This window comes from Sphaerospermopsis sp. LEGE 00249 (genome assembly GCF_014299995.1).
GTDB classification, from domain to species: domain Bacteria; phylum Cyanobacteriota; class Cyanobacteriia; order Cyanobacteriales; family Nostocaceae; genus Sphaerospermopsis; species Sphaerospermopsis kisseleviana.
This window is the reverse complement of the sequence record NZ_JACJUZ010000071.1, coordinates 1-21,778: the sequence shown is the minus strand read 5'-3', so window position 1 is coordinate 21,778 and position 21,778 is coordinate 1. Positions and strand designations below refer to the sequence as shown.

General features: G+C 36.9%; 21 protein-coding genes and 1 pseudogene. 16 read left to right on the top strand and 6 right to left on the bottom strand.

What is annotated here, in order from left to right; all coding sequences use genetic code 11:
- Positions 1 to 178 precede the first annotated feature (178 nt).
- Positions 179 to 1,078 (bottom strand): N-acetylmuramoyl-L-alanine amidase, encoded by a 900-nt coding sequence (locus H5968_RS20090; protein ID WP_187041373.1) that lies wholly within the window; start codon positions 1,076 to 1,078, stop codon positions 179 to 181.
- Positions 1,079 to 1,119: 41 nt separating this feature from the next.
- A complete protein-coding gene (locus H5968_RS20085; RefSeq protein WP_187041372.1) occupies positions 1,120 to 1,557 on the bottom strand; it encodes a type II toxin-antitoxin system Phd/YefM family antitoxin in 438 nt (145 codons plus the stop codon).
- Between the two features lie 98 nt (positions 1,558 to 1,655).
- Here H5968_RS20085 and metH point away from each other — a divergent pair, with 98 nt between their 5' ends.
- The 4 genes and pseudogenes from metH (at position 1,656) to H5968_RS20065 (ending at position 6,208) form a co-directional block, all read left to right on the top strand.
- Positions 1,656 to 5,177, top strand: a complete 3,522-nt coding sequence (metH, locus tag H5968_RS20080) for a methionine synthase (protein WP_187041371.1) — start codon at positions 1,656 to 1,658, stop codon at positions 5,175 to 5,177.
- Positions 5,178 to 5,310: 133 nt separating this feature from the next.
- Positions 5,311 to 5,588: pseudogene (locus tag H5968_RS20075) on the top strand (element excision factor XisH family protein); the annotation flags it as partial.
- A gap of 165 nt (positions 5,589 to 5,753) precedes the next feature.
- On the top strand, positions 5,754 to 5,885 hold the full coding sequence (locus H5968_RS20070; RefSeq protein WP_255427204.1) for an element excision factor XisH family protein: 132 nt from the start codon (positions 5,754 to 5,756) through the stop codon (positions 5,883 to 5,885).
- Positions 5,873 to 6,208, top strand: a complete 336-nt coding sequence (locus H5968_RS20065) for a XisI protein (RefSeq protein WP_096566369.1) — start codon at positions 5,873 to 5,875, stop codon at positions 6,206 to 6,208. The genes H5968_RS20070 and H5968_RS20065 overlap by 13 nt, the downstream gene beginning before the upstream one ends.
- Positions 6,209 to 6,284: 76 nt before the next feature.
- Here H5968_RS20065 and H5968_RS20060 read toward each other — a convergent pair whose 3' ends face one another.
- Both H5968_RS20060 and H5968_RS20055 read right to left on the bottom strand, forming a co-directional pair.
- Positions 6,285 to 6,632 carry a type II toxin-antitoxin system RelE/ParE family toxin gene (locus H5968_RS20060; protein WP_228051634.1) on the bottom strand — a complete coding sequence of 116 codons (348 nt, stop codon included), beginning with the start codon at positions 6,630 to 6,632 and terminating at the stop codon, positions 6,285 to 6,287.
- Positions 6,604 to 6,867 (bottom strand): type II toxin-antitoxin system Phd/YefM family antitoxin, encoded by a 264-nt coding sequence (locus tag H5968_RS20055; RefSeq protein WP_096566371.1) that lies wholly within the window; start codon positions 6,865 to 6,867, stop codon positions 6,604 to 6,606. Before H5968_RS20055 ends, H5968_RS20060 begins: the two co-directional genes overlap by 29 nt.
- 194 nt (positions 6,868 to 7,061) lie before the next feature.
- Here H5968_RS20055 and H5968_RS20050 point away from each other — a divergent pair, with 194 nt between their 5' ends.
- The 7 genes from H5968_RS20050 to H5968_RS20020 all read left to right on the top strand — a co-directional run bounded on the left by H5968_RS20050 (position 7,062) and on the right by H5968_RS20020 (position 12,809).
- A complete protein-coding gene (locus H5968_RS20050) occupies positions 7,062 to 7,901 on the top strand; it encodes an Rpn family recombination-promoting nuclease/putative transposase (RefSeq protein WP_187041369.1) in 840 nt (279 codons plus the stop codon).
- A 110-nt stretch (positions 7,902 to 8,011) separates the two neighbouring features.
- The gene (locus H5968_RS20045; RefSeq protein WP_255427203.1) at positions 8,012 to 8,245 is read left to right on the top strand and encodes a DUF4351 domain-containing protein; all 234 of its coding nucleotides are present in this window, start codon (positions 8,012 to 8,014) and stop codon (positions 8,243 to 8,245) included.
- A gap of 497 nt (positions 8,246 to 8,742) precedes the next feature.
- Positions 8,743 to 9,732 (top strand): phosphate/phosphite/phosphonate ABC transporter substrate-binding protein, encoded by a 990-nt coding sequence (locus H5968_RS20040; RefSeq protein WP_187041367.1) that lies wholly within the window; start codon positions 8,743 to 8,745, stop codon positions 9,730 to 9,732.
- A gap of 167 nt (positions 9,733 to 9,899) precedes the next feature.
- Positions 9,900 to 10,631, top strand: coding sequence for a phosphonate ABC transporter ATP-binding protein (locus H5968_RS20035; protein WP_187041366.1), 732 nt, complete (start codon positions 9,900 to 9,902; stop codon positions 10,629 to 10,631).
- A gap of 210 nt (positions 10,632 to 10,841) precedes the next feature.
- Positions 10,842 to 11,636, top strand: coding sequence for a phosphonate ABC transporter, permease protein PhnE (phnE, locus tag H5968_RS20030; RefSeq protein WP_096572599.1), 795 nt, complete (start codon positions 10,842 to 10,844; stop codon positions 11,634 to 11,636).
- A gap of 563 nt (positions 11,637 to 12,199) precedes the next feature.
- Positions 12,200 to 12,469 (top strand): hypothetical protein, encoded by a 270-nt coding sequence (locus H5968_RS20025; RefSeq protein ID WP_137668310.1) that lies wholly within the window; start codon positions 12,200 to 12,202, stop codon positions 12,467 to 12,469.
- Entirely contained in the window at positions 12,453 to 12,809 is a 357-nt protein-coding gene (locus tag H5968_RS20020) for a type II toxin-antitoxin system VapC family toxin (RefSeq protein WP_187041365.1), read from the top strand. The genes H5968_RS20025 and H5968_RS20020 overlap by 17 nt, the downstream gene beginning before the upstream one ends.
- A 437-nt stretch (positions 12,810 to 13,246) precedes the next feature.
- Here H5968_RS20020 and H5968_RS20015 read toward each other — a convergent pair whose 3' ends face one another.
- Positions 13,247 to 13,429 (bottom strand): hypothetical protein, encoded by a 183-nt coding sequence (locus H5968_RS20015; RefSeq protein ID WP_187041364.1) that lies wholly within the window; start codon positions 13,427 to 13,429, stop codon positions 13,247 to 13,249.
- A gap of 281 nt (positions 13,430 to 13,710) precedes the next feature.
- On the bottom strand, positions 13,711 to 14,286 hold the full coding sequence (locus H5968_RS20010; protein WP_187041363.1) for a Uma2 family endonuclease: 576 nt from the start codon (positions 14,284 to 14,286) through the stop codon (positions 13,711 to 13,713).
- Positions 14,287 to 14,754: 468 nt separating this feature from the next.
- Here H5968_RS20010 and H5968_RS20005 point away from each other — a divergent pair, with 468 nt between their 5' ends.
- The 5 genes from H5968_RS20005 (at position 14,755) to H5968_RS19985 (ending at position 21,734) form a co-directional block, all read left to right on the top strand.
- The gene (locus H5968_RS20005; RefSeq protein ID WP_187041362.1) at positions 14,755 to 18,741 is read left to right on the top strand and encodes a magnesium chelatase subunit H; all 3,987 of its coding nucleotides are present in this window, start codon (positions 14,755 to 14,757) and stop codon (positions 18,739 to 18,741) included.
- Positions 18,742 to 18,820: 79 nt separating this feature from the next.
- Positions 18,821 to 20,194, top strand: a complete 1,374-nt coding sequence (locus tag H5968_RS20000) for a DNA cytosine methyltransferase (protein WP_187041361.1) — start codon at positions 18,821 to 18,823, stop codon at positions 20,192 to 20,194.
- A gap of 10 nt (positions 20,195 to 20,204) precedes the next feature.
- On the top strand, positions 20,205 to 21,044 hold the full coding sequence (locus H5968_RS19995; RefSeq protein WP_187041360.1) for a TdeIII family type II restriction endonuclease: 840 nt from the start codon (positions 20,205 to 20,207) through the stop codon (positions 21,042 to 21,044).
- Complete coding sequence (locus tag H5968_RS19990) at positions 21,034 to 21,408, top strand: hypothetical protein (protein ID WP_187041359.1); 375 nt, start codon at positions 21,034 to 21,036, stop codon at positions 21,406 to 21,408. Before H5968_RS19995 ends, H5968_RS19990 begins: the two co-directional genes overlap by 11 nt.
- A gap of 71 nt (positions 21,409 to 21,479) precedes the next feature.
- Complete coding sequence (locus H5968_RS19985; RefSeq protein ID WP_187041358.1) at positions 21,480 to 21,734, top strand: hypothetical protein; 255 nt, start codon at positions 21,480 to 21,482, stop codon at positions 21,732 to 21,734.
- The last annotated feature ends 44 nt before the right edge of the window (positions 21,735 to 21,778 follow it).

Here is a 21,778-nt window from a genome sequence, read left to right as displayed (position 1 = left end):
CCACACCTGCCATTAAATGATACCAAAGCTTGACGTTAGCCATATTTCATGACTAATAATCAAATATGGTTATTTTCAGTCATCTTTAGATGACTTTTGCTATGAGACTGAGAATTAATTCCCAGTCGGGTGATGGGTTTCACTGCTAAACCCCTACAGATTCCTGACTCCTCATATATCACCTTTTCGCATTATTAAAACTCTTCAATTCTCTAAAAGAATGCAACTTATTAAAAAACTTCTCAAAATCAAAACTCAAAGGATCAACCTTACCATTAGCAATATCAACATCACGATGAGTAGTAATTCTCTCATCAGGAACTTGACTTTGGGCAATTAACCAAGCTAAAGAATTATATTGATCTTCAGTATAACCGCTATGTCCTTGAATATTTCTTTTTCCCCAAGCATCAGGAGGGGTTTCTAAAGAAACATGATAAGCGAAATTATTGACAGATGGAGATAAATTAGGATTAGTTTGTACAGTTTCCTCCACACCATTAGCAGCTTTAAAAACCGAATTACCAGCACCAAAAGCCCTTTTATCAGGTGCTACTAAATAAATAACAGTCCCATCCAGAGTAATTAAAGCATGATAACTAGCTTGGACATTTTCATCAACATTATTATTTTGAAAAAAATTCACTGCACTAGAAGCAGAATTAGTCGTTTCATGTAAAACAATCAGCGGTTGATTATTTACAGGTACACCATTAACATCATGAGTAAATCTTTCACCATAATTACTAGGATGTACTTTAGCAGCAGCTAAATTAGGTTTATATTCAGCAAAAGCAGCAGTAGTTATGTATTGAGTAATAACTTGATTTTTTGGTTTTCTCTCAACAAAAGACTTAGAGAAAATTGGTAACTTAGGTAAAGTGATTGGCGGTTTTTCTGCTATTTTTTCTGATTGATATAAAGCTTGTGGATATTGATTCCAAATAATAGGATTTGGATTTGATATTCCTGTATTATTTGGCTGTTTTCTTGCACCACCAATAAACATGGCTAAAATCAAAGTTGCCAGCATCAGAAAAATTAGTATTACCCTAGTCGCCCAGTCTCTAAATCTCATAAATTGTTTGCTAAACTAATTTAATAAAATAAACTTAACTTTCACTTAATCAGCCAATAATCTGGAATCCAAAATTTATGAATATTCATCAAAATTGCCCCTGGAAGAAAATTCTCAAGATCATCTTCAAAAGCAGCTGTAGGAAAAGTTAACCCAAAGGTTTCATTATTGCATATTACCCGCTCAAGTATTTGCTCAAAATTCCATTCTAATTCCTTGATATTAATACATGGTCTGCCACACTCATCCTCATAATTATATTCTTCATCTATCATAAATTGTCCATATTTGATATCATAAGTGATCCATTCCAGACGTTCAAATTCATTAACTGGAATAATAGCAGCCACATCTTCCTCCCCTTTTACCAAGAGGATGCGCTGTTTCTCCAAGATCACATCATTGATGCTTGCCAATAATTTAACCCTAAATACATCTGTTTGTAAGCGGATAAAACCTGCTTCTTGATTTTTTAACATATTCTTTTCTGTAAACCCTGCCTAAAACATCAAAATCTTGGAAAATAGTAAATTAGGTTGCATCTTATCAGACTACACACAATTTTCTTTCATAAAATATGACACATTCATTTCTCCAACGCTTACATAGTCCAGAACTTCCTGTCATTGTCTTTGATGGTGCAATGGGAACTAACCTGCAAACCCAAAACCTCACTGCTGAAGATTTCGGCGGCGCACATTATGAAGGTTGTAATGAATACTTAGTCCATACTAAGCCAGAAGCAGTGGCTAAAGTTCATCGTGACTTCCTCGCTGCGGGTGCAGATGTGATTGAAACTGATACCTTTGGTGGTACTTCTATTGTTTTAGCAGAATACGATCTAGCAGACCAAGCCTATTATCTCAGTAAGAAAGCCGCAGAACTAGCTAAAAGTGTGGCTGCGGAATTTTCTACCCCGGAAAAACCCCGCTTTGTTGCAGGTTCAATGGGTCCGACTACCAAACTTCCCACTTTGGGACATATTGATTTTGATACCATGAAAGCTGCTTTTGCCGAACAAGCAGAGGCTTTGCTTGATGGTGGTGTGGATTTATTCATCGTTGAAACTTGCCAAGATGTTCTGCAAATTAAAGCCGCATTAAACGGAGTTGAGGAAATTTTTACGAAAAAAGGCGAAAGAAAGCCATTAATGGTTTCCGTGACAATGGAAAGTATGGGGACAATGTTGGTCGGTACGGAAATTGCTGCCGTTTTAACTATTTTAGAACCATATTCCATTGATATTCTCGGTTTAAACTGCGCCACTGGTCCAGACTTGATGAAACCACACATCAAGTATTTATCAGAACATTCTCCTTTCGTAGTTTCCTGTATTCCCAATGCCGGTTTACCGGAAAATGTTGGTGGTCAAGCTCATTACAAACTTACGCCTGTAGAATTACGTATGGCGTTGATGCACTTTGTTGAAGATTTGGGTGTCCAAGTGATTGGGGGTTGCTGTGGGACACGACCAGCACACATTCAACAATTAGCGGAAATTGCCAAGGACTTAAAACCAAAGGTTAGACAACCAAGTTTAGAACCAGCAGCAGCTTCAATTTATACCACTCAAAACTATGATCAAGATAATTCTTTCTTGATCGTCGGTGAACGTCTTAACGCCAGTGGTTCTAAAAAATGCCGTGACTTACTGAACGCTGAAGACTGGGATGGTTTGGTGTCTATGGCCAGAAGTCAAGTTAAAGAAGGCGCACACATTTTAGATGTGAATGTTGACTATGTGGGACGGGATGGCGTGCGTGATATGCACGAGTTAGTTTCTCGCATTGTTAATAATGTTACTTTACCTTTAATGCTCGATTCCACCGAATGGGAAAAAATGGAAGCGGGGTTAAAAGTTGCCGGAGGTAAGTGTTTACTCAATTCTACCAACTATGAAGACGGCGAACCCCGATTTTTAAAGGTGTTGGAATTAGCGAAAAAGTATGGTGCTGGTGTCGTCATTGGTACAATTGACGAAGATGGCATGGCACGAACCGCAGATAAAAAGTTTCAAATTGCCCAACGTGCTTACCGTCAAGCTGTAGAGTATGGTATTCCAGCGACAGAGATATTTTTTGATACTTTAGCTTTACCGATTTCTACAGGGATTGAAGAAGACCGGGAAAACGGAAAAGCCACTATAGAGTCAATTCGCCGCATTCGTCAAGAATTACCTGGGTGTCATGTAATTTTGGGTGTATCTAATATATCCTTTGGCTTAAATCCAGCAGCGCGTATGGTGTTGAACTCAATGTTTTTACACGAAGCGATGAATGCGGGAATGGATGCAGCAATTGTTAGCGCGAGTAAAATTTTACCCCTAGCGAAAATTGAACCCCAACATCAAGAAGTTTGTCGGCAATTAATATATGATGAACGCAAATTTGATGGTGATGTTTGCGTTTATGATCCTTTGGGAGAATTGACAACAATTTTTGCAGGAGTCAAAACCAAACGTAATACAGGCGTTGATGAAAGTCTACCAATTGAAGAACGTTTAAAACGTCATATTATTGACGGTGAAAGAATTGGTTTAGAAAAACAATTAGCTACAGCTTTAGAACAATATCCACCTTTGGAAATCATCAATACTTTTCTCTTAGATGGAATGAAAGTGGTAGGGGAATTGTTCGGTTCTGGACAAATGCAGCTACCTTTTGTATTACAATCAGCAGAAACCATGAAAGCGGCGGTGGCTTATTTAGAACCCTTCATGGAAAAATCGGAAGCTGGTAATAATGCTAAGGGAACTTTTGTGATTGCCACTGTTAAAGGTGATGTCCATGATATTGGTAAAAACTTGGTTGATATCATCTTATCTAACAATGGTTATAAGGTGATTAATTTAGGGATTAAACAACCAGTTGAAAACATCATTCAGGCTTATCAAGAACATAAACCTGATTGTATTGCCATGAGTGGTTTGTTAGTAAAATCCACCGCTTTCATGAAGGAGAATTTGCAGGTTTTCAATGAAAAGGGAATTACTGTTCCTGTAATTTTAGGTGGTGCGGCGTTAACTCCTAAATTCGTAAATGAAGATTGCCAAAATACCTATAAGGGTAAAGTTGTTTATGGCAAGGATGCTTTTTCTGATTTGACTTTTATGGATAAGTTAATGCCAGCAAAAGCCGCAGGAAATTGGGATGATTTAAAAGGGTTTTTGGATGAGGTAGGAACTGAAGAATCTACCCATGAAGTTAAAGAAAAAGTTGCAAAATCTGTGAAAGCACCTGCTGAACCAAGGGAGATAGATACAAGGCGTTCTGAAGCTGTAGAAATTAACATTGAACGTCCCACTCCTCCTTTTTGGGGAACGCAATTATTACAACCTGATGATATTTCTTTAGAGGAATTATTCTGGTATTTAGATTTGCAAGCTTTGATTGCTGGACAATGGCAATTCCGTAAGCCGAAGGAACAATCTAAGGAGGAATATCAAGGGTTTTTAAGTGAGAAGGTTTACCCGATTTTAGAAAGTTGGAAAGCGCGAATTATTGAGGAGAATTTGTTGCATCCTCAAGTGATTTATGGGTATTTTCCTTGTCAGTCTGAGGAAAATTCTCTACATATATATGATGTGGAAAATCAATCTCAACAAATTGCTAGTTTTGAGTTTCCCCGTCAACGTTCTGGGAGAAGATATTGCATTGCAGATTTCTTTGCACCGAAGGAGTCGGGAATAATTGATGTTTTCCCCATGCAAGCGGTGACTGTGGGGGAAGTTGCTACGGAGTTTGCACAAAAATTATTTGCTGATAATCAATACACTGATTATCTGTATTTTCATGGAATGGCGGTGCAGGTTGCGGAAGCTTTGGCAGAATGGACTCACGCGAAAATCCGCCGGGAGTTGGGTTTTGGTGATGCTGAACCGGATAATATTCGGGATATTTTGGCACAGCGTTATCAAGGTTCTCGGTATAGTTTCGGTTATCCTGCTTGTCCGAATATTCAGGATCAGTTTAAGCAGTTGGAGTTGTTGGGGACTGATAGGATGAAGATGTATATGGATGAAAGTGAACAGTTATATCCTGAACAGTCTACGACGGCGATTATTGCTTATCATTCTGTAGCTAAGTATTTCACTGCTTAGGTTTTTGTCCCCCTTCGTTTTGTGATGGAGGGGGAGTTTATTTTTTTGAGTTTCGCGCAAAGACGCAAAGTAAGAAGGATAAGAATAACAATGTGGTAAGTTATTTATATAAGTCAAAACCTATTTTCCAATAATGTCAGCCAGAGATTTATTTCATGAATCAGTAAGAAATGCACTAGAAAAGGAAGATTGGATTATTACTAATGATCCTTTGGAAATTCAATTTGAGGAAGTAAAACTGAAAATTGATTTAGGTGCAGAAAGGTTAATAGCAGCAGAAAAAGCGGGTGAAAAGATTGCTGTGGAAATCAAAAGTTTTGCTACTAACTCACCAGTGAGTGATTTTTATACAGCATTAGGTCAGTTTCTTAATTATCAAATTGCACTTGAAGAAAAAGAACCTGAACGTTTATTAGACTTCTCCAGAAAAGAAATTATGGAACCTATTTATGGGGGCAGGTCGAAGCATTTGGGATATCTAGATGTCTGATTTTTCCGTCAAATTATCGCCCAAATGCTTCGCCCCTACAATATATTAAAAATCAATACATTCTATTTTGGAGAGGTCTATTATACTTGGCTGTTCCTGTAGATGTATACGAAACCTTTTTTCAATCTCGCCTTGCGCGTATTGCAGTACAACGTCATCAAGTTAAAATAGTAGTATATGATCCGATTATGGAGGTAATTGTCAAATGGCAACTTTAGAACACTATCGTCAATGTATTCAAACTATTCTTAATAAACATGGTCAATTTAAACCTAACTATGAAGAAATAGATAATGAATTGATTTTTGATACTTTCCATGATCACTATCAGTTAATGTATGTGGGATGGAATGGTTTAAAAAGGGTTTATTATAGTATTATTCATTTTGATATTAAAGATGGCAAAATCTGGATTCAGCAAAATATGACTGATGCAGATTTAGCTCAAGAATTGGAGAATATGGGAGTACCAAAAGAGGATATTGTACTGGGTTTACAACCACCCTATAAACGCCCTTATACTGGTTATGGGGTGGCGTAATTTGGTTCAAATATATGAAAAATTCTGTAATAATTGGTTAGGTAAAGCGAATACTTCGTCAATTGCATATTAAAAACTACAATAATTTCTGCAAAAGATTATAAATATCTCCCTTATCACCTTCTTTTCTTAAACCTACACCAACTACTAAAACTACGACCTGATCATTTTCTACGTGATAAACTATACGGTAACGTTGACCCACAGCCCTAACACTGCGATAATTAATCAACTGTCCCGTTAAAGGTTTTCCCTGTTTTTCAGGTTCTATTTTTAATTTATCAATCCGTGAACTCAAAGCTTTCTGGTGACGTTTATCTTTAATATTCCCTAACATCTCCAATGCTAAAGGTGTTAACTGAATTTCAAATTCAATCTGATCAGATTGTGGTTTATCAAAGTCCGAGTTTAAGTTTTGCATCATTCCAACTAATAGTTTCTCCCCTGTCGGCTTGAGCTATACTTTCTTGTAGTTGCTGGGTAAATTCTTTATCAGATAAAATTGCTAATGTTTCTAGCAAAGATTCATATTGCTCAAAACTAATGGCCGCCATTACTGGTTTACCATGTTTGGTGATGATTATTGGTTCTTGTTGTAAATCATCTGGTAAATCTAAAAGTTGCTCTTGTGCTTCTGTAATTGTTAGGTATTTTAACATATTTTGGTTGTCAATAATTCCTCTATGTCATTATATCACTAATTCAAGTTAATTTCCCAATATGATTTTTAGGTTATCCACAATCTTGATGTAATTAATTGGAATTAATATAATATTTTGCTTGTTTACTATTGTATCATATTTCATAGTTCTTCCCCAATCAACATTTACAAAAATATTTAATCCCAATATTCATGAAAACAGATTCTATCTTTTATCGCATTTTTCAAACCTTACCTCAATCTTTTTTTGAACTGATTAATTTACCCCCTAGTGAAGCAAATGCTTATGATTTTGCTTCTGTAGAACTCAAACAAACAGCTTTTAGAATTGATGGTGTATTTGTACCTAAAGATAATCAACCAAAAAGAACGATTTATTTTGTAGAGGTGCAATTTCAAAGAGATGAGGATTTTTATTCTCGCTTTTTTTCGGAAATCTTTCTTTATTTACATCTCTATGCTTCCACTACACCCTGGCAAGCTGTGGTTTTATTTGCTAAACGTAGTATAGAACCCACAGAAATAGAACCCTATCGCTATTTATTGGAAAGTCCTTTGGTAACTCGGTTATATTTGGATGAATGGGTAGATGTACAAACATCCTTGGGATTAGGTATCATTAAGTTAGTGGTGGAAAAAGAAAAAGCAGTTCCAGCTTTAGCGAGAACTTTATTATCACAAGCAAAATCAGATTTACCTGATACCCGTCAACAAAGAAATTTGCTAGATTTAATTCAGACAATAGTTTCCTATAAATTACCCCTTCTTAGTCCCCAGGAGTTAGCAAGAATGTTTACTATGAGTGATTTAAAAAACACTAGATATTATCAAGAAGTCCGCTATGAAGAGGCGTTAAATCTGGTAATGCGTTTACTGGAAAGGCGCGTAGGAGGAATTAATCAAGATTTACAGGTAAAAATTAATAAGTTATCTGTGGAAGATTTGGAAAATCTAGGTTTAGCTTTGTTGGATTTTACCAGTGTTAATGATTTGGTTATTTGGTTAAATAATCAGAATATTGCAGATGGTTAAAAATCAACGGTGGGTTAGGTTTTGGCTAACTCACCCTACAACAAAATTATTTTATTGTTTCCTATAAATTACCTCTTCTTAATTCCCAGGAGTTAGTAAGAATGTTTAATATGAGTGATTTAAAAAATACCAGATGTTATCAAGAAATCCGCCATGAAGTAATTTTAAATACGGTAATGCGTCTACTTAAACATCGCTTTGGTGAAATTAATCAAGATTTACAGGTAAAAATTAATAAGTTATCTGTGGAAGATGTGGAAAATCTAGGTTTAGCTTTGTTGGATTTTACTAGTGTTAATGATTTGGTTATTTGGTTAAATAATCAAAATATTGCAGAGGGTTAAATATTAATGGTGGGTTACGTTCCTAACCCACCTGACAACTTTTAATTTAATTGTTTCATCATCACAGATTTATTCAGTTTTACCAATAAATTTTCTCTGTTATCCGTGCTTGGAGTGGTTCCAATACTTGTCGGTTAAGGAAATGTAGGTTGGTTTGAGCGATAGCGAAACCCAACAAAATCCTTGATAATGTTGGGTTTCGTTCCTCAACCCAACCTACCACACCATATAATCACTTTTCAGGCTTAACCGAGCAGTATTGGGAGTGGTTCAATATTGCATACTTTATAACTTGTCGTAATTTAATAACTTTTATTTAAACACTATTAAACACAATGATTTACACAAAATCACAACAAGATGTAATTTAGTAAATTTTGCAAATAAATATTGGAAATAATTTTCATCTAGCTTATTGACTTTTATTCCTAAAAGTTTTAAATTGATTTACCAGATTAGTTGAAAGTTATTTGCAAAAATACTGAGAAAATTTACTAATGAATAGCAATAAAGTGGGTGTGACTAAAAAGGGCTTATTAGCTGCTAGTGGGGCATTTGCAGCCCTCGCTGGTTTAGTTAGCACCTTGGGCGGAATGCAAGAAGTTGTAGCTAACCCAAATCTCAACCAACAAGCACCACGCTTACTTGCCCAAAGAAGTTCCCAAACTTTAACAATAGTTTTTCCTACTCGAAAGGATGCACCTGATTTGCAAGAAAAGGCTAACAAGGTAGCCAAATTCTTGTCTAAAGAATTGGGAATGCCTGTAAGAGCGCAGTTAGCTGATGATACAGCCGCAGTGGAAGCTTTACGAGCCAACCGTGCTGATGTGGCTTTCTTGAGTAGTCGTCCAGCTTTGAAGGCTGAACAATTAGCAAATGCACGCTTGCACTTAGCGGAAGTTCGTGACAATTATTCCGGGAGATTTACTTACAACTCCATATTTGTTGTTCCCAAAAATAGCCCTCTGCAAACCAGAAATACTGCGAAAGCAACTCTGGAACAGCTACGGGGTAAAAGAATGGCGTTTACTTCTCCTACTTCTGGTTCAGGTTTTATGTTCCCTGTGAGTGAGTTGGTGAAAAACGGTTTTGTACCTGATAAAGACCGTATGGAAGGGTTCTTTGGTCAAATTGCCTACGGCGGTAATTACAGTAAAGCTTTAGAAGCTGTAGTGCGTGGTCAAGCGGATGTGGCTGTAGTATCAGAATATGCCATGTACCCCCCTTATATTTCCAATGAAGACAGGTCTAAGTTACGTGTGCTGCATAAAATTTCTGGTGTTCCTGCTCACGGAGTTGTTTTTGATGATGATATTCGAGCAGATGTTCGGGAAAAAATCATTAACGCCCTACTCAAGTTAAATAGACCAGAAAATAACGAAATGCTCAAGAGCTTGTATAATTCTACAGAGTTAGTGAGAGTCGATCATAATCGTCATCTCAAATCTGTCCGCGAAGCCTTGAAAACTTTGGGAATGGAACCATAATTACAGCAGAAGTCAGGAGTCAGGAGTAAAACTGGCCTTGTACATAAGGTTCAATTGAGATTCTGTAGCTCATTGATCTGCAATCTGCTGTAATTAGGGGTAAGCATTATGCTAAACCCCTATAAAAATTTCTCCTTATATCCAATTAGCTATTATCAATTACCAGCGTGAAACAGATCGAATGTCATAATTTAGAAACGGCTTATTCTACATCTTTAAATCGTCCTATCCTCAACAATATTAATCTTGAGATTGAACAAGGTGAATTTGTGGTTTTGTTGGGTTTGAATGGTGCAGGTAAGTCTACATTATTGCGATCGCTGGTAGGTTTAGTACCATTGGAAAAAGGAGAAATTCACATTAGTGGTTTACAAATTACTCCCCAAACATTGCCGAAAATTCGCCGGGAAATTGGGATGTTGTTTCAAGGTGGTGGTTTAATTCGGCAATTATCAGCTATTGAAAATGTTTTGTGTGGTCGTTTGGGTGTGAGAACAACTAGACAAACTTTATTTGGTTTTCCTCAACGCGATCGCCTTTTGGCAAGAGAATTATTAGGACAATTAGGTTTAAGGGAGCAAATGTATCAAAAAACGGGTCAACTGAGCGGTGGACAACAACAAAGAGTGGCGATCGCCCGTGCTTTAATTCAATCACCACAAATACTTTTAGCTGATGAACCTATCACCGGTTTAGATGTAGTTGCATCCCAACAAGTAATGCAAACTTTATCTCACCTCAACACAGATCAAGGCTTAACTATTATCACAGTATTACATGATTTAGGCATAGCCGCAGAATACGCCCACAGAGCTATAGTTTTAGATGCGGGTCGTGTAGTTTATGACGGAAAATGTGATAACTTGCAAGAAAAATTTTCTCATGTTACAAGTGTGTAAAAATCTAGATTCACACCAATAACTTTATAATTAATGTTTAATTTTTGCTGATAACATTTTTGTTTTAATCCTGTAAATCCTTAAATCCTGTACTTCGACTTCGCTCAGTAACCAGACATCCTGATTCTGACAAATTGCCCAATCAGCAACTTACATTATTATTGATTTTATTTTTATATTCTCAAATCAAAATTACGAGTCATGAAAAAAATGAAAAAATCCTTTAATTCTAAATTTCTTCACCATTACTCTTGGCTAATTAATATAGTGATTGTATTAGTAATGGTAGTAGCTTATATTTGGGCTTTGCAAGGTTTAAAAGTAGACTCTGCACTATTAAAAGATAGCTGGCCTTATATTATAGATTTTATTAGTCGCTTATTTCCACCAGATTGGAAAGTGGTAGATATAGCAATTAAAGGATTAATTGAAACCGTGCAAATGTCCTTATGGGGAACTTCTCTTGGTGCTATTATTTCCCTACCAATAGCGATCGCCAGTGCTAATAATATCGCTCCCTTATGGTTACGTTGGTTAGCAAATTTACTGCAAAATGCCGTGCGTTCTGTTCCCTCAATTATTCTCGGTTTAATATTTGTAGCAGCTACCGGTTTAGGCGCTCCCGCAGGAACGTTAGCTTTATCCATCTACACTATTGGTTATCTTGCTAAATTTTATCAACAAGCCATTGAAGCTGTAGATGCTCGTTCTTTAGAATCTTTACAGGTAATTGGTGCATCAAGAATTCAAGTAGTTCAATATGGAATAATACCCCAAGTTTTACCCTTGGGATTAGGCTATACTTTGTGGATGTTTGAGTACAATATCCGTGCTGCTTCCGTACTCGGTGTAGTTGGTGCAGGAGGAATAGGTTTTCAGTTAAAAAGTTATATAGATGGTTTTGAATACAACAAAGCTACAACCATGATGTTAGTGCTATTGGTAGTAGTAACAGTAATTGATGTTATTAGTAGTAAATTACGGCGTTATTTAGATTCAATGTAAAAATTCAGGATGTCCAGGATTTGAGGATGTACAGGATGTAATTTTTTGGTTATTTGTTGATAGTGAATGTTGTATTATTCTGAATAATCATAAACAAAAAAAACTCAATTTCCTACCAACCATGTTTAAGAAATAATGAACCACGAAGACACGAAGGAAGCGAAGGAAGAAGATTATAAGCTGGGTTTAAGATCCCCGACTTCTTAAAGAAGTCGGGGATCTGCCTGATACCGCTTTACTTGTAAATGTGCTAGGTTATTTAAAACACAGTGTCTAACTTTTTCAGACTTTTTCAGAAAAGTGATACTCCTGTGTTGTTTAATGACAAAGCTTACAACAATTTAAGACTTGCTAAAGGTGAAATACAGCAAAATTAATCATGTATATATTTGTACTTGATAACACTATGGTTTTCCAATTTAACGAAGTAGAAAATTATCTGCGTTTATCTGCGTACCCTTCGGGAAGCAAGCTACAATTATTACTACTTGTACCTCACTTAAATAGAAATCGCTGTAATATAGATGTTATAATAAAAATCAACAAGGAAATAAAAACAACCCATGATTACTGGAATTAAACAAAAAGCAACCGTTGGTAAAAATGGCAAAATTGAATTACCTACAACTGAGTTACCAGAGGGAACAATTGTAGAAGTAATTGTATTGTCATCTCCTCTATCTGTAAAGAAAAAAATATTAACTGCTCGTGAGTTACTTGATTCGAGTTTGATAGGTTTATGGGAAAAAAGGGACGATATTCCAGATAGTCTTGTTTACGCTCGTCAGTTACGTGAACAGTCCCAAAGGAGAGATTATGATTCTCCTAGATAGTGATATTGTGATTGACTTTCTGCGTAAATATCCACCTGCAATTATTTGGTTAAGTTCTTTAGGAGATGAAGAAATTGCTTTACCTGGTTATGTAGCAATGGAATTGATGCAAGGATGTAAGAATAAGTTGGAATTGCAGGAAATTCGGAAATTTATTAATAATGTTGAAGTAATTTGGGCAACACCTGAAACTTGTGATCAAGCATTAGAAGTATTTGCAAATTATCATCTTAGTCATAATTTGGGATTAATTGATGCTTTAATTGGTCAAACATCAATCGCTTTCGGTTTGCCATTACATACATTAATGTTAAGCATTATGCGGTTATTCCTGGTTTAATCACAGTCCAACCATATCAAAGATTATAGGTTACTGTCTGAATCAGGATATCCAGGATTTGAGGATGTACAGGATGTAATTTATCGGTTGTTTGTTGGTGGTGAATGTTGTAATTGTCTGAATAAAGATAAACAAGAATAATCCCCAAATTCCTACAAACTATCATTAAATAATATCCTGTAAATCCTTTAATCCTGGACATCCTGATTCAGACAAAAAAAATCCCAATTTCCCACAAACCAATTCTTGATTATTGATTAATCTGTAAAGTTCCTAGTTTAAGAAATAATGAACCACGAAGACACGAAGGAAGCGAAGGAAGAGGATTATAAACTGGTTTTAAGATCCCCGACTTCTTATTTGATTATACATATTAATTATTAGTTATTTTCAGAAGTCGGGGATCTGGTTGATCATCTTCCATTGATAAATTTAATTTAGAACATGAAACCATCATCTTCTAACGTAAAATAGTCTTCTACATTGATATGTTTTTTTATAAGTTTTCCATAATTGTCATATCGCCATTTGAGATATTCATAGTCTGGACATACCCCAAATTCTTCATAAGATGGTAATACTAAACCGTTAAATTTTTGATATTCTGAGATACGCAGCATTTTATCTAATTCTGGAGAATCAGAACGTATTTCTATTTTTTTAGTCACAGGATGAATAACAATTATATTAAGATCAAAAAATTCAAGGTATCCTATCTACTTGAATTAAATTCCTCATAGCTTTTAAGTAGGTGGGCGGAGGAAAATCAAAATATATTTCGTTTTGTGAAATGGCTAAAACTCAACCACAATAATGCATTGAGATGAATTTACATATCGTTACACATTTTGGTTATTTCATGTCCACCTACTTACCTGGTTAAATAAATACCTATATAATTTTACCAAATCATCCCCAAATTCAAAACAAAACCCTTTAAAACATCTTCCCCCGAAACCGTAGCGGGAGATTCCAAAACCTCAACCTCCTTACCAGGTCTATAAATTTCCACCTGACGAGATTTACGATTAATTAATATACCCAAACGCACACCATTATCTATATATTCCCTCATCTTTTCTTGTGTAGTCTTCAAACTATCACTAGGAGAAAGTAACTCAATTACAAAATCAGGACAAATGGGGGGAAACTTTTGTTTTTCCTCATCAGTTAAAGCATCCCATATTTCTAACTTTATCCAAGAAGCATCAGGAGAACGATCAGCACCATTTGGTAACTTAAAACAAGTAGAAGAATCAAAAACTACACCCTCCTTATTTTGCTCATTCCAAATCCACAGTTGAGCAGTAATACCCGCATTACGATTTCCCGTTTCTCCTCCCGTTGGTGGCATAATTATTAACTCTCCATTTGCATTTCTTTCAAATCTTAATTCCCGGTTGTTTTGACATAGCTGAAAAAACTGCTCATCAGTCATTTCTATTACTGATTCTAAATTGACAGTTAAAGCATTCATGGTCATATCCTCATTGAAAAATAAGGCTGTAATTTTAACTATCTCATATCATATTATATACGATTAATTTAATTTTTTTTATATAGATTATTTAACAGAGAAAATAACGATGTACACAAAAACCTTCTTACCTCTGCGTTCTTTGCGCCTCTGCGGTTCATTCCTCTTCTTCCTTCGTGTCCTTCGTGCCTTCGTGGTTCATTCCTATACCAGCCCCCACACCAATTAAACAACCATATAGTTAAATAACTAACTATTTATGTAAATAGAAATTACAAACATCTGAGAAAACCTTGCTAAATTGTTAAGATTTATCAATAATGATTACGTTTTTTATATCATTTTGTTTCAGTTCAGGGAGAAAACCCCCACTGACACAGAGTTTTCTGGTACAAAACTCTTAATTGCCGAAGAAAATGGAAGAAATGCACTTCCAGTAGAGAACACGCCTCAAAGGAGCTTATCTGAATGTTCACCCAGGTCAAGTCCACAATTAGACATATTGCACCTGACGACCTACGCGGACGCAATCTGATTAAAGTCGTTTATGTTGTGCTTGAGTCTCAATATCAAAGTTCTTTATCTCAAGCAGTACGGGAAATTAACGCCAACCATCCCAGCGTGGCCATTGAAATTAGTGGTTACTTAATTGAGGAACTGCGCGACTCGGAAAACTATGAAGATTTTAAACGCGATATAGCTAGTGCTAATATATTCATCGCTTCCCTGATATTTATTGAAGACTTAGCGCAGAAACTCGTCGCAGCAGTCGAACCCCACCGGGATAACTTCGATGTAGCGGTTGTGTTCCCCTCCATGCCTGAAGTTATGCGCCTTAATAAAATGGGTAGCTTCTCCTTGGCACAGTTGGGACAATCTAAGAGCGTCATTGCCAACTTCATGAAGAAGCGTAAAGAGAAATCTGGCGCTGGTTTCCAAGATGGAATGTTGAAGCTCTTGCGTACTCTTCCCCAAGTGCTGAAATTCCTCCCCATTGAAAAAGCGCAAGATGCGCGTAACTTCATGCTGAGTTTTCAGTATTGGTTAGGTGGTTCAGCAGAAAACCTGGAAAACTTCTTGCTGATGCTGGCTGATAAATACGTCTTAAAAGGGGAAGATAAACAAAAACTAGCTGCTGCTGAATATCAAGCACCAGTAGTTTATCCCGACATGGGTATTTGGCATCCTTTAGCGCCAAATATGTTTGAAGATGTACGAGAATATCTAAACTGGTATTCTGTCCGCAGAGACATTTCTCGAAATATCAAAGATCCCCTCGCACCATGTGTAGGTTTGGTTTTACAACGAACTCACCTAGTTACTGGAGATGATGCACATTATGTAGCAATTGTCCAGGAATTAGAATCATTAGGTGCAAAAGTTCTCCCTGTGTTTGCTGGTGGTTTGGATTTCTCTAAACCTGTAGATGCTTATTTCTACGAACCTACAACCAGATTACCTTTAGTTGATGCGGTTGTCTCCCTGACTGGTTTTGCTTTAGTGGGTGGACCTGCAAGACAAGACCATCCCAAAGCTATTGAAGCATTAAAAAAATTAAACCGTCCTTACATGGTAGCCTTGCCTTTGGTGTTCCAAACCACCGAAGAATGGTTAGATAGCGATTTGGGGTTACATCCTATTCAAGTGGCTTTACAGATTGCTATACCTGAACTAGATGGAGCAATTGAGCCTATTATCCTATCCGGTAAAGATGGGGCAACAGGTAGAGCGATCGCCCTCCAAGACCGGGTAGAAATTGTTGCTCAACGTGCCTTAAAATGGGCTAGTCTGCGTCGCAAACCCAAATTAATCAAAAAAGTCGCCATCACCGTTTTCAGCTTCCCCCCCGATAAAGGAAACGTGGGAACTGCGGCATATTTAGATGTATTTGGTTCTATCCATGAAGTTCTCAAAGGACTGAGAAACAACGGTTACGATGTGCGGGACATCCCGGAAACCGCCCAAGAGTTGATGGAACAAGTCATCCACGACGCACAAGCGCAATACGCAAGTCCTGAACTCAACATTGCTTACAAAATGTCAGTCCCCGAATATGAAGCACTGACACCATACTCCCAACGCTTAGAAGAAAACTGGGGTCCACCACCAGGAAACTTAAACAGTGATGGACAAAACTTGCTCGTATACGGTAAGCATTTCGGTAATGTCTTCATCGGTGTGCAACCCACCTTCGGCTATGAAGGCGACCCCATGCGCTTATTATTCTCCCGTTCCGCTAGTCCTCATCATGGCTTCGCCGCTTTTTATACTTATTTAGAAAGAATTTGGGGTGCTGATGCTGTTTTACATTTTGGTACACATGGCTCATTAGAGTTTATGCCTGGTAAACAGATGGGGATGTCTGGAGATTGTTACCCAGATCAATTAATTGGCACAATTCCCAACCTGTATTATTATGCAGCGAATAACCCCAGTGAAGCGACTATTGCTAAACGTCGCAGTTATGCAGAAACAATTTCTTACTTAACTCCACCTGCGGAAAATGCTGGTTTATACAAAGGTTTGAAAGAACTCAGTGAGTTAATTGGTTCTTACCAAACTTTGAAAGACAGCGGCCGGGGAGTTTCCATTGTGAATGCGATCGTTGACAAATGCCGCATTGTTAACTTAGATAAAGATATTGACCTGCCGGAAACCGACGCAAAAGATATGTCCTCTGAAGAACGGGATAATATCGTCGGGATTGTTTATCGCAAGTTAATGGAAATTGAATCTCGCTTATTACCTTGCGGTTTGCATATCATCGGTAAACCACCAAGTGCAGAAGAGGCGATCGCCACTTTAGTGAATATTGCCAGTTTAGATCGGCAAGAGGACGGTATACTGGGATTACCCTCCATCATTGCTAACAGCTTAGGCCGGAACATTGAAGAAATCTACCGCAACAGCGACAAAGGCATTTTAGCCGATGTGCAATTATTACAAGACATTACAATGGCTACCCGTGCGGCTGTGGCAGCTTTAGTACAAGAACAAATTGATGCCGAAGGTCGAGTTTCCTTAGTATCCAAGTTAAACTTCTTTAACATGGGTAAAAAAGAACCTTGGGTAGAATCTCTGTATCAGTCAGGTTTTAACAACGTGGATACATCTGCATTAAAACCCTTGTTTGAGTATTTGGAATTTTGCTTAAAACAAGTATGTGCAGATAACGAACTTGGCGGTTTATTGCAAGGTTTAGAAGGTGAATATATTTTACCAGGACCCGGTGGCGACCCCATCCGTAATCCTGACGTATTGCCCACAGGTAAAAATATACACGCTTTAGATCCCCAATCTATTCCCACTACTGCGGCGGTACAGTCTGCGAAAATCGTCGTTGATAGGCTGTTAGAACGCAATAAGACTGAAAATGGTGGAAACTGGCCGGAAACCATCGCCTGTGTCCTCTGGGGTACAGATAACATCAAAACCTACGGGGAATCCCTGGCACAAATTATGTGGATGGTGGGAGTACGTCCTGTTCCCGATTCTTTAGGACGGGTGAACAAGTTAGAATTGATACCCTTGGAAGAATTGGGTCGTCCTAGAATTGACGTGGTAATTAACTGTTCTGGTGTCTTCCGCGACCTGTTCATTAACCAGATGAATTTACTGGATCAGGGTGTAAAAATGGCTGCTGAAGCTGATGAACCCTTAGAAATGAACTTTGTGCGGAAACACGCACTGCAACAAGCGGAGGAAATGGGAATTAATCTCCGTCAAGCTGCAACCCGTGTATTTTCTAATGCTTCTGGTTCTTATTCTTCTAATATTAACCTAGCTGTGGAGAATAGCACTTGGGATAGTGAAGCGGAATTGCAAGAAATGTATTTGAAACGCAAATCTTTCTCTTTCAATTCTGATAACCCAGGGGTAATGGATGAGTCACGGCAGATTTTTGAAACAACTTTGAAAACTGCTGATGCAACTTTCCAAAATCTTGATTCTTCGGAAATCAGTTTAACTGATGTTTCCCATTATTTCGACTCTGACCCCACAAAATTAGTTGCAAGTCTGCGTGCGGATGGTAAGAAACCTGCATCTTACATTGCAGATACAACTACCGCGAATGCACAGGTAAGAAGTTTATCGGAAACTGTGCGTTTGGATGCGCGGACGAAGTTGTTAAACCCCAAATGGTATGAGGGGATGTTGTCTCACGGTTATGAAGGTGTGCGGGAACTTTCTAAGCGGTTGGTTAATACCACTGGTTGGAGTGCAACTGCTGGTGCTGTGGATAACTGGGTTTATGAGGAAACCAATGAGACGTTTATTAAAGATGAGGAAATGCAGAAACGTCTGATGAATTTGAATCCTCATTCTTTCCGCAAGATTGTTTCTACTTTGTTGGAAGTCAATGGTCGCGGTTATTGGGAGACGAGTGAGGAGAATTTAGACCGGTTGAGGGAGTTGTATCAGGAGGTTGAAAATCGGATTGAGGGTATAGAATAGGTTTAGATGGGCAGGTTTTATACCTGCCTTAATCAGTCATACTAGGTTAGCTAAATAATAGATAACATGAACCAAAAATATGAGTACAAGTGTTGAAGCTAAACAATTAGATTTATTTCAATTATTTCAACCTATAACACCTATAAATTGCACAACAAAATTTACATTTGTAGACCTATTTTCTGGTATTGGTGGCTTTAGAATCCCACTAGAAGAACTAGGAGGAATTTGTTTAGGATATTCAGAAATTGATAAAGAAGCTATTAAAGTTTACAAAAATAATTTTATTCGTGATCACAATGCAGATGAACCATATTTAGGAGATATTACCAATTTAAACAAACTACCTTTTGAAATAGATGTAATAGTAGGTGGTGTACCTTGTCAACCTTGGTCAATAGCAGGTAAAAGGCAAGGTTTAGATGATCCAAGGGGCAAATTATGGCTTGATGTGTTTAGAGTTGTTGAACTTAACCAACCTAAAGCATTTATCTTTGAAAATGTTAAAGGTTTAACTGAGCCAAGAAATAAACAAAGTTTAGAATATATACTTACTAATTTAACATCATTTGGCTATGTAGTTAAATATCAGGTGTTAAATTCCTACGATTTTGGTTTACCTCAAGATAGAGACAGAATATTTATTGTTGGTATTAGAAATGATCTTGCCAATTGTTGGGGTTTTACTTTCCCTAAACCATTAAATAAACGATTAAAACTTTATGATATAATTTCTGGTATTGAAAAAACTAACTTTCCTAAAAAGAAATTCCCTCCAGAAGTTTTATTTAATGATGGTAAGATACCTGCTTCCAGAGGCAGATTCCAAAAAGTAGATGAGTTAAATGATTTCTTTACATTTGCTGATATTAGAGATGGACATACAACAATTCATTCTTGGGATTTAACAGAAACTACTTATAGACAGAAACTAATATGTCAAACTATTTTAAAAAATAGGAGAAAGAAAATATATGGAGAGAAAGACGGTAATCCTTTAAAAATAGAAGTTTTAGAGACTTTAATTGATAATTTACAAATTGAAGAAATTAACAGCCTGGTAGAGAAAGAAATTCTACGGTTTATAGAAGGTAAAGGTTATGAATTTGTAAATTCTAAAATATCTTCAGGAATTAATAGTATTTCTAAAATATATTTACCTCATGCTGATGCAATTGGAACTTTGACAGCTACAGGAACAAGAGATTATGTAGCTACTATATCTATACAATGTGATGAGCCAGAAGTATATAAACAAAAATTTATACAAGAAATTTATGCCAAGAATAAATATAAACCACTAACTGCAAAAGATTATGCCAAATTACAGGGATTTCCCGAAGATTTTCAAATTGCCGAAAATGAAACAAAAGCCAAACATCAATTTGGTAATGCTGTTTCAGTTCCAGTCATTTACAATTTAGCTAAAGCATTGTTAACACTTATTTTATAAGTCTGATTTTATGGCAGCTATTAGTTCAAAAACTCGTGCGGAAATCAAGGGTTATCTAGAAGGTTTTATCAAAGGTCTGATAGATGAGTATAAAGGACGTAAAATTTTAAAACCTACCAGTGCAGAAGAGTATTTATCAAGATATTCAGCGAATGGAGAATTAAAGCCATTTCAAGCTGCACTTATTCCCCCGGAACTAATACGTATTAATCAATTTGAAAGAGGTTTAAGTACAAAATTAGGTAATTCTTTTGAAGAATGCGCTCGTTTAATTGCTCTCGAACATCATCGAGATGTCCGGCGGGGTTACGATATTAAAAATCAGGTAAGTATTGCAGCTTTTGCAGAAGCTGAACTTCAAAAGCAAAATTACGAATCTGCTGCAAAACAGGAACAAGAAAAACCATCTTTTCAAGAAATGATCACAGCAGTGCTGAATGCTCGCAGAACTAATGATTTAGAGTTAAAAATAGCTCGTGTTGACCTTTATATTTTGGCAAAAGATGGGACGGAATTTTTCTTTGAAATCAAAGCTCCCAAACCCAATAAAGGACAATGTTTAGAAGTTTTACAACGTTTGTTGAGGTTTCATTTACTGCGTGGGGTGAACCGTCCCAAATTACAAACTTATTATGCAATGCCTTATAATCCTTATGGTGCAAATAAAGTTGATTATAAATGGACTCAGGCAAAAAGTTATTTACCTTTTGATGAAGCTGTTGTTATTGGAAATGAGTTTTGGAATATTGTGGGTGGAGCAACTGCTTATGAAGAACTACTAGAAATATATTTAGAAGTGGGAAGAGAAAAAAGTAAATATATGCTGGATACTTTAGCTTTTGGATTTTAATTGTTGCCATTTTTCGCAGTTTACCGAATTAATCGCTGTTCGGGATGTGTGGAGGTGCGATCGCTTTTGTGGATGTGGGGAGGTGCGATCGCTGTTTGCAGGTTTGGATAGTGCGATCGCTGTTGTGGGGCGTTTGGAGATGTGCGATCGCTGTTTTGTGGTTTGGAAGGTGCGATCGTTGTTTGGGGGTGTTTGGGGTGCGATCGCGTTTGGGGTTTTGTGGAAGTGCGATCGCTTTTTGGGGGATGTGGAGGGAGTGCGATCGCTATTTAGGGGTTTGGGGATGTGCGATAGTGCAAGTGCTGACTTGTCAGTTCGCTTTTTAGGAAAGGGCTTTGTTTTGAATTTGGGGATGACTTGGTAATATAGAATCAGCATCCTGAACCACAGCAGATGATTTCAATAAATGTATAATTACGGAGATTTAATCAAATTATGTATAATCAAATCAGTCTTTGGGACTATCTACCAGATACTAATAATGTGATTTTAGAAAATCACGTTAATAAAAAAACAATTATTTCTACTGATGGAGAAGTAATATTATATCCGAAATTTTTTAGCCCTAAAGAAAGCAATCAGCTTTTTTCAGATTTATATTCTAGCGCAGAAATGTTGAATGTCGTTACAAAAGTTTACATATTCAGTTATAGTAGTCCTATTAAGGGTGAAAATGTCAACATCTCATGATATCTTCCATCCAATGAACATAACTAATTTGTTGACACATACAA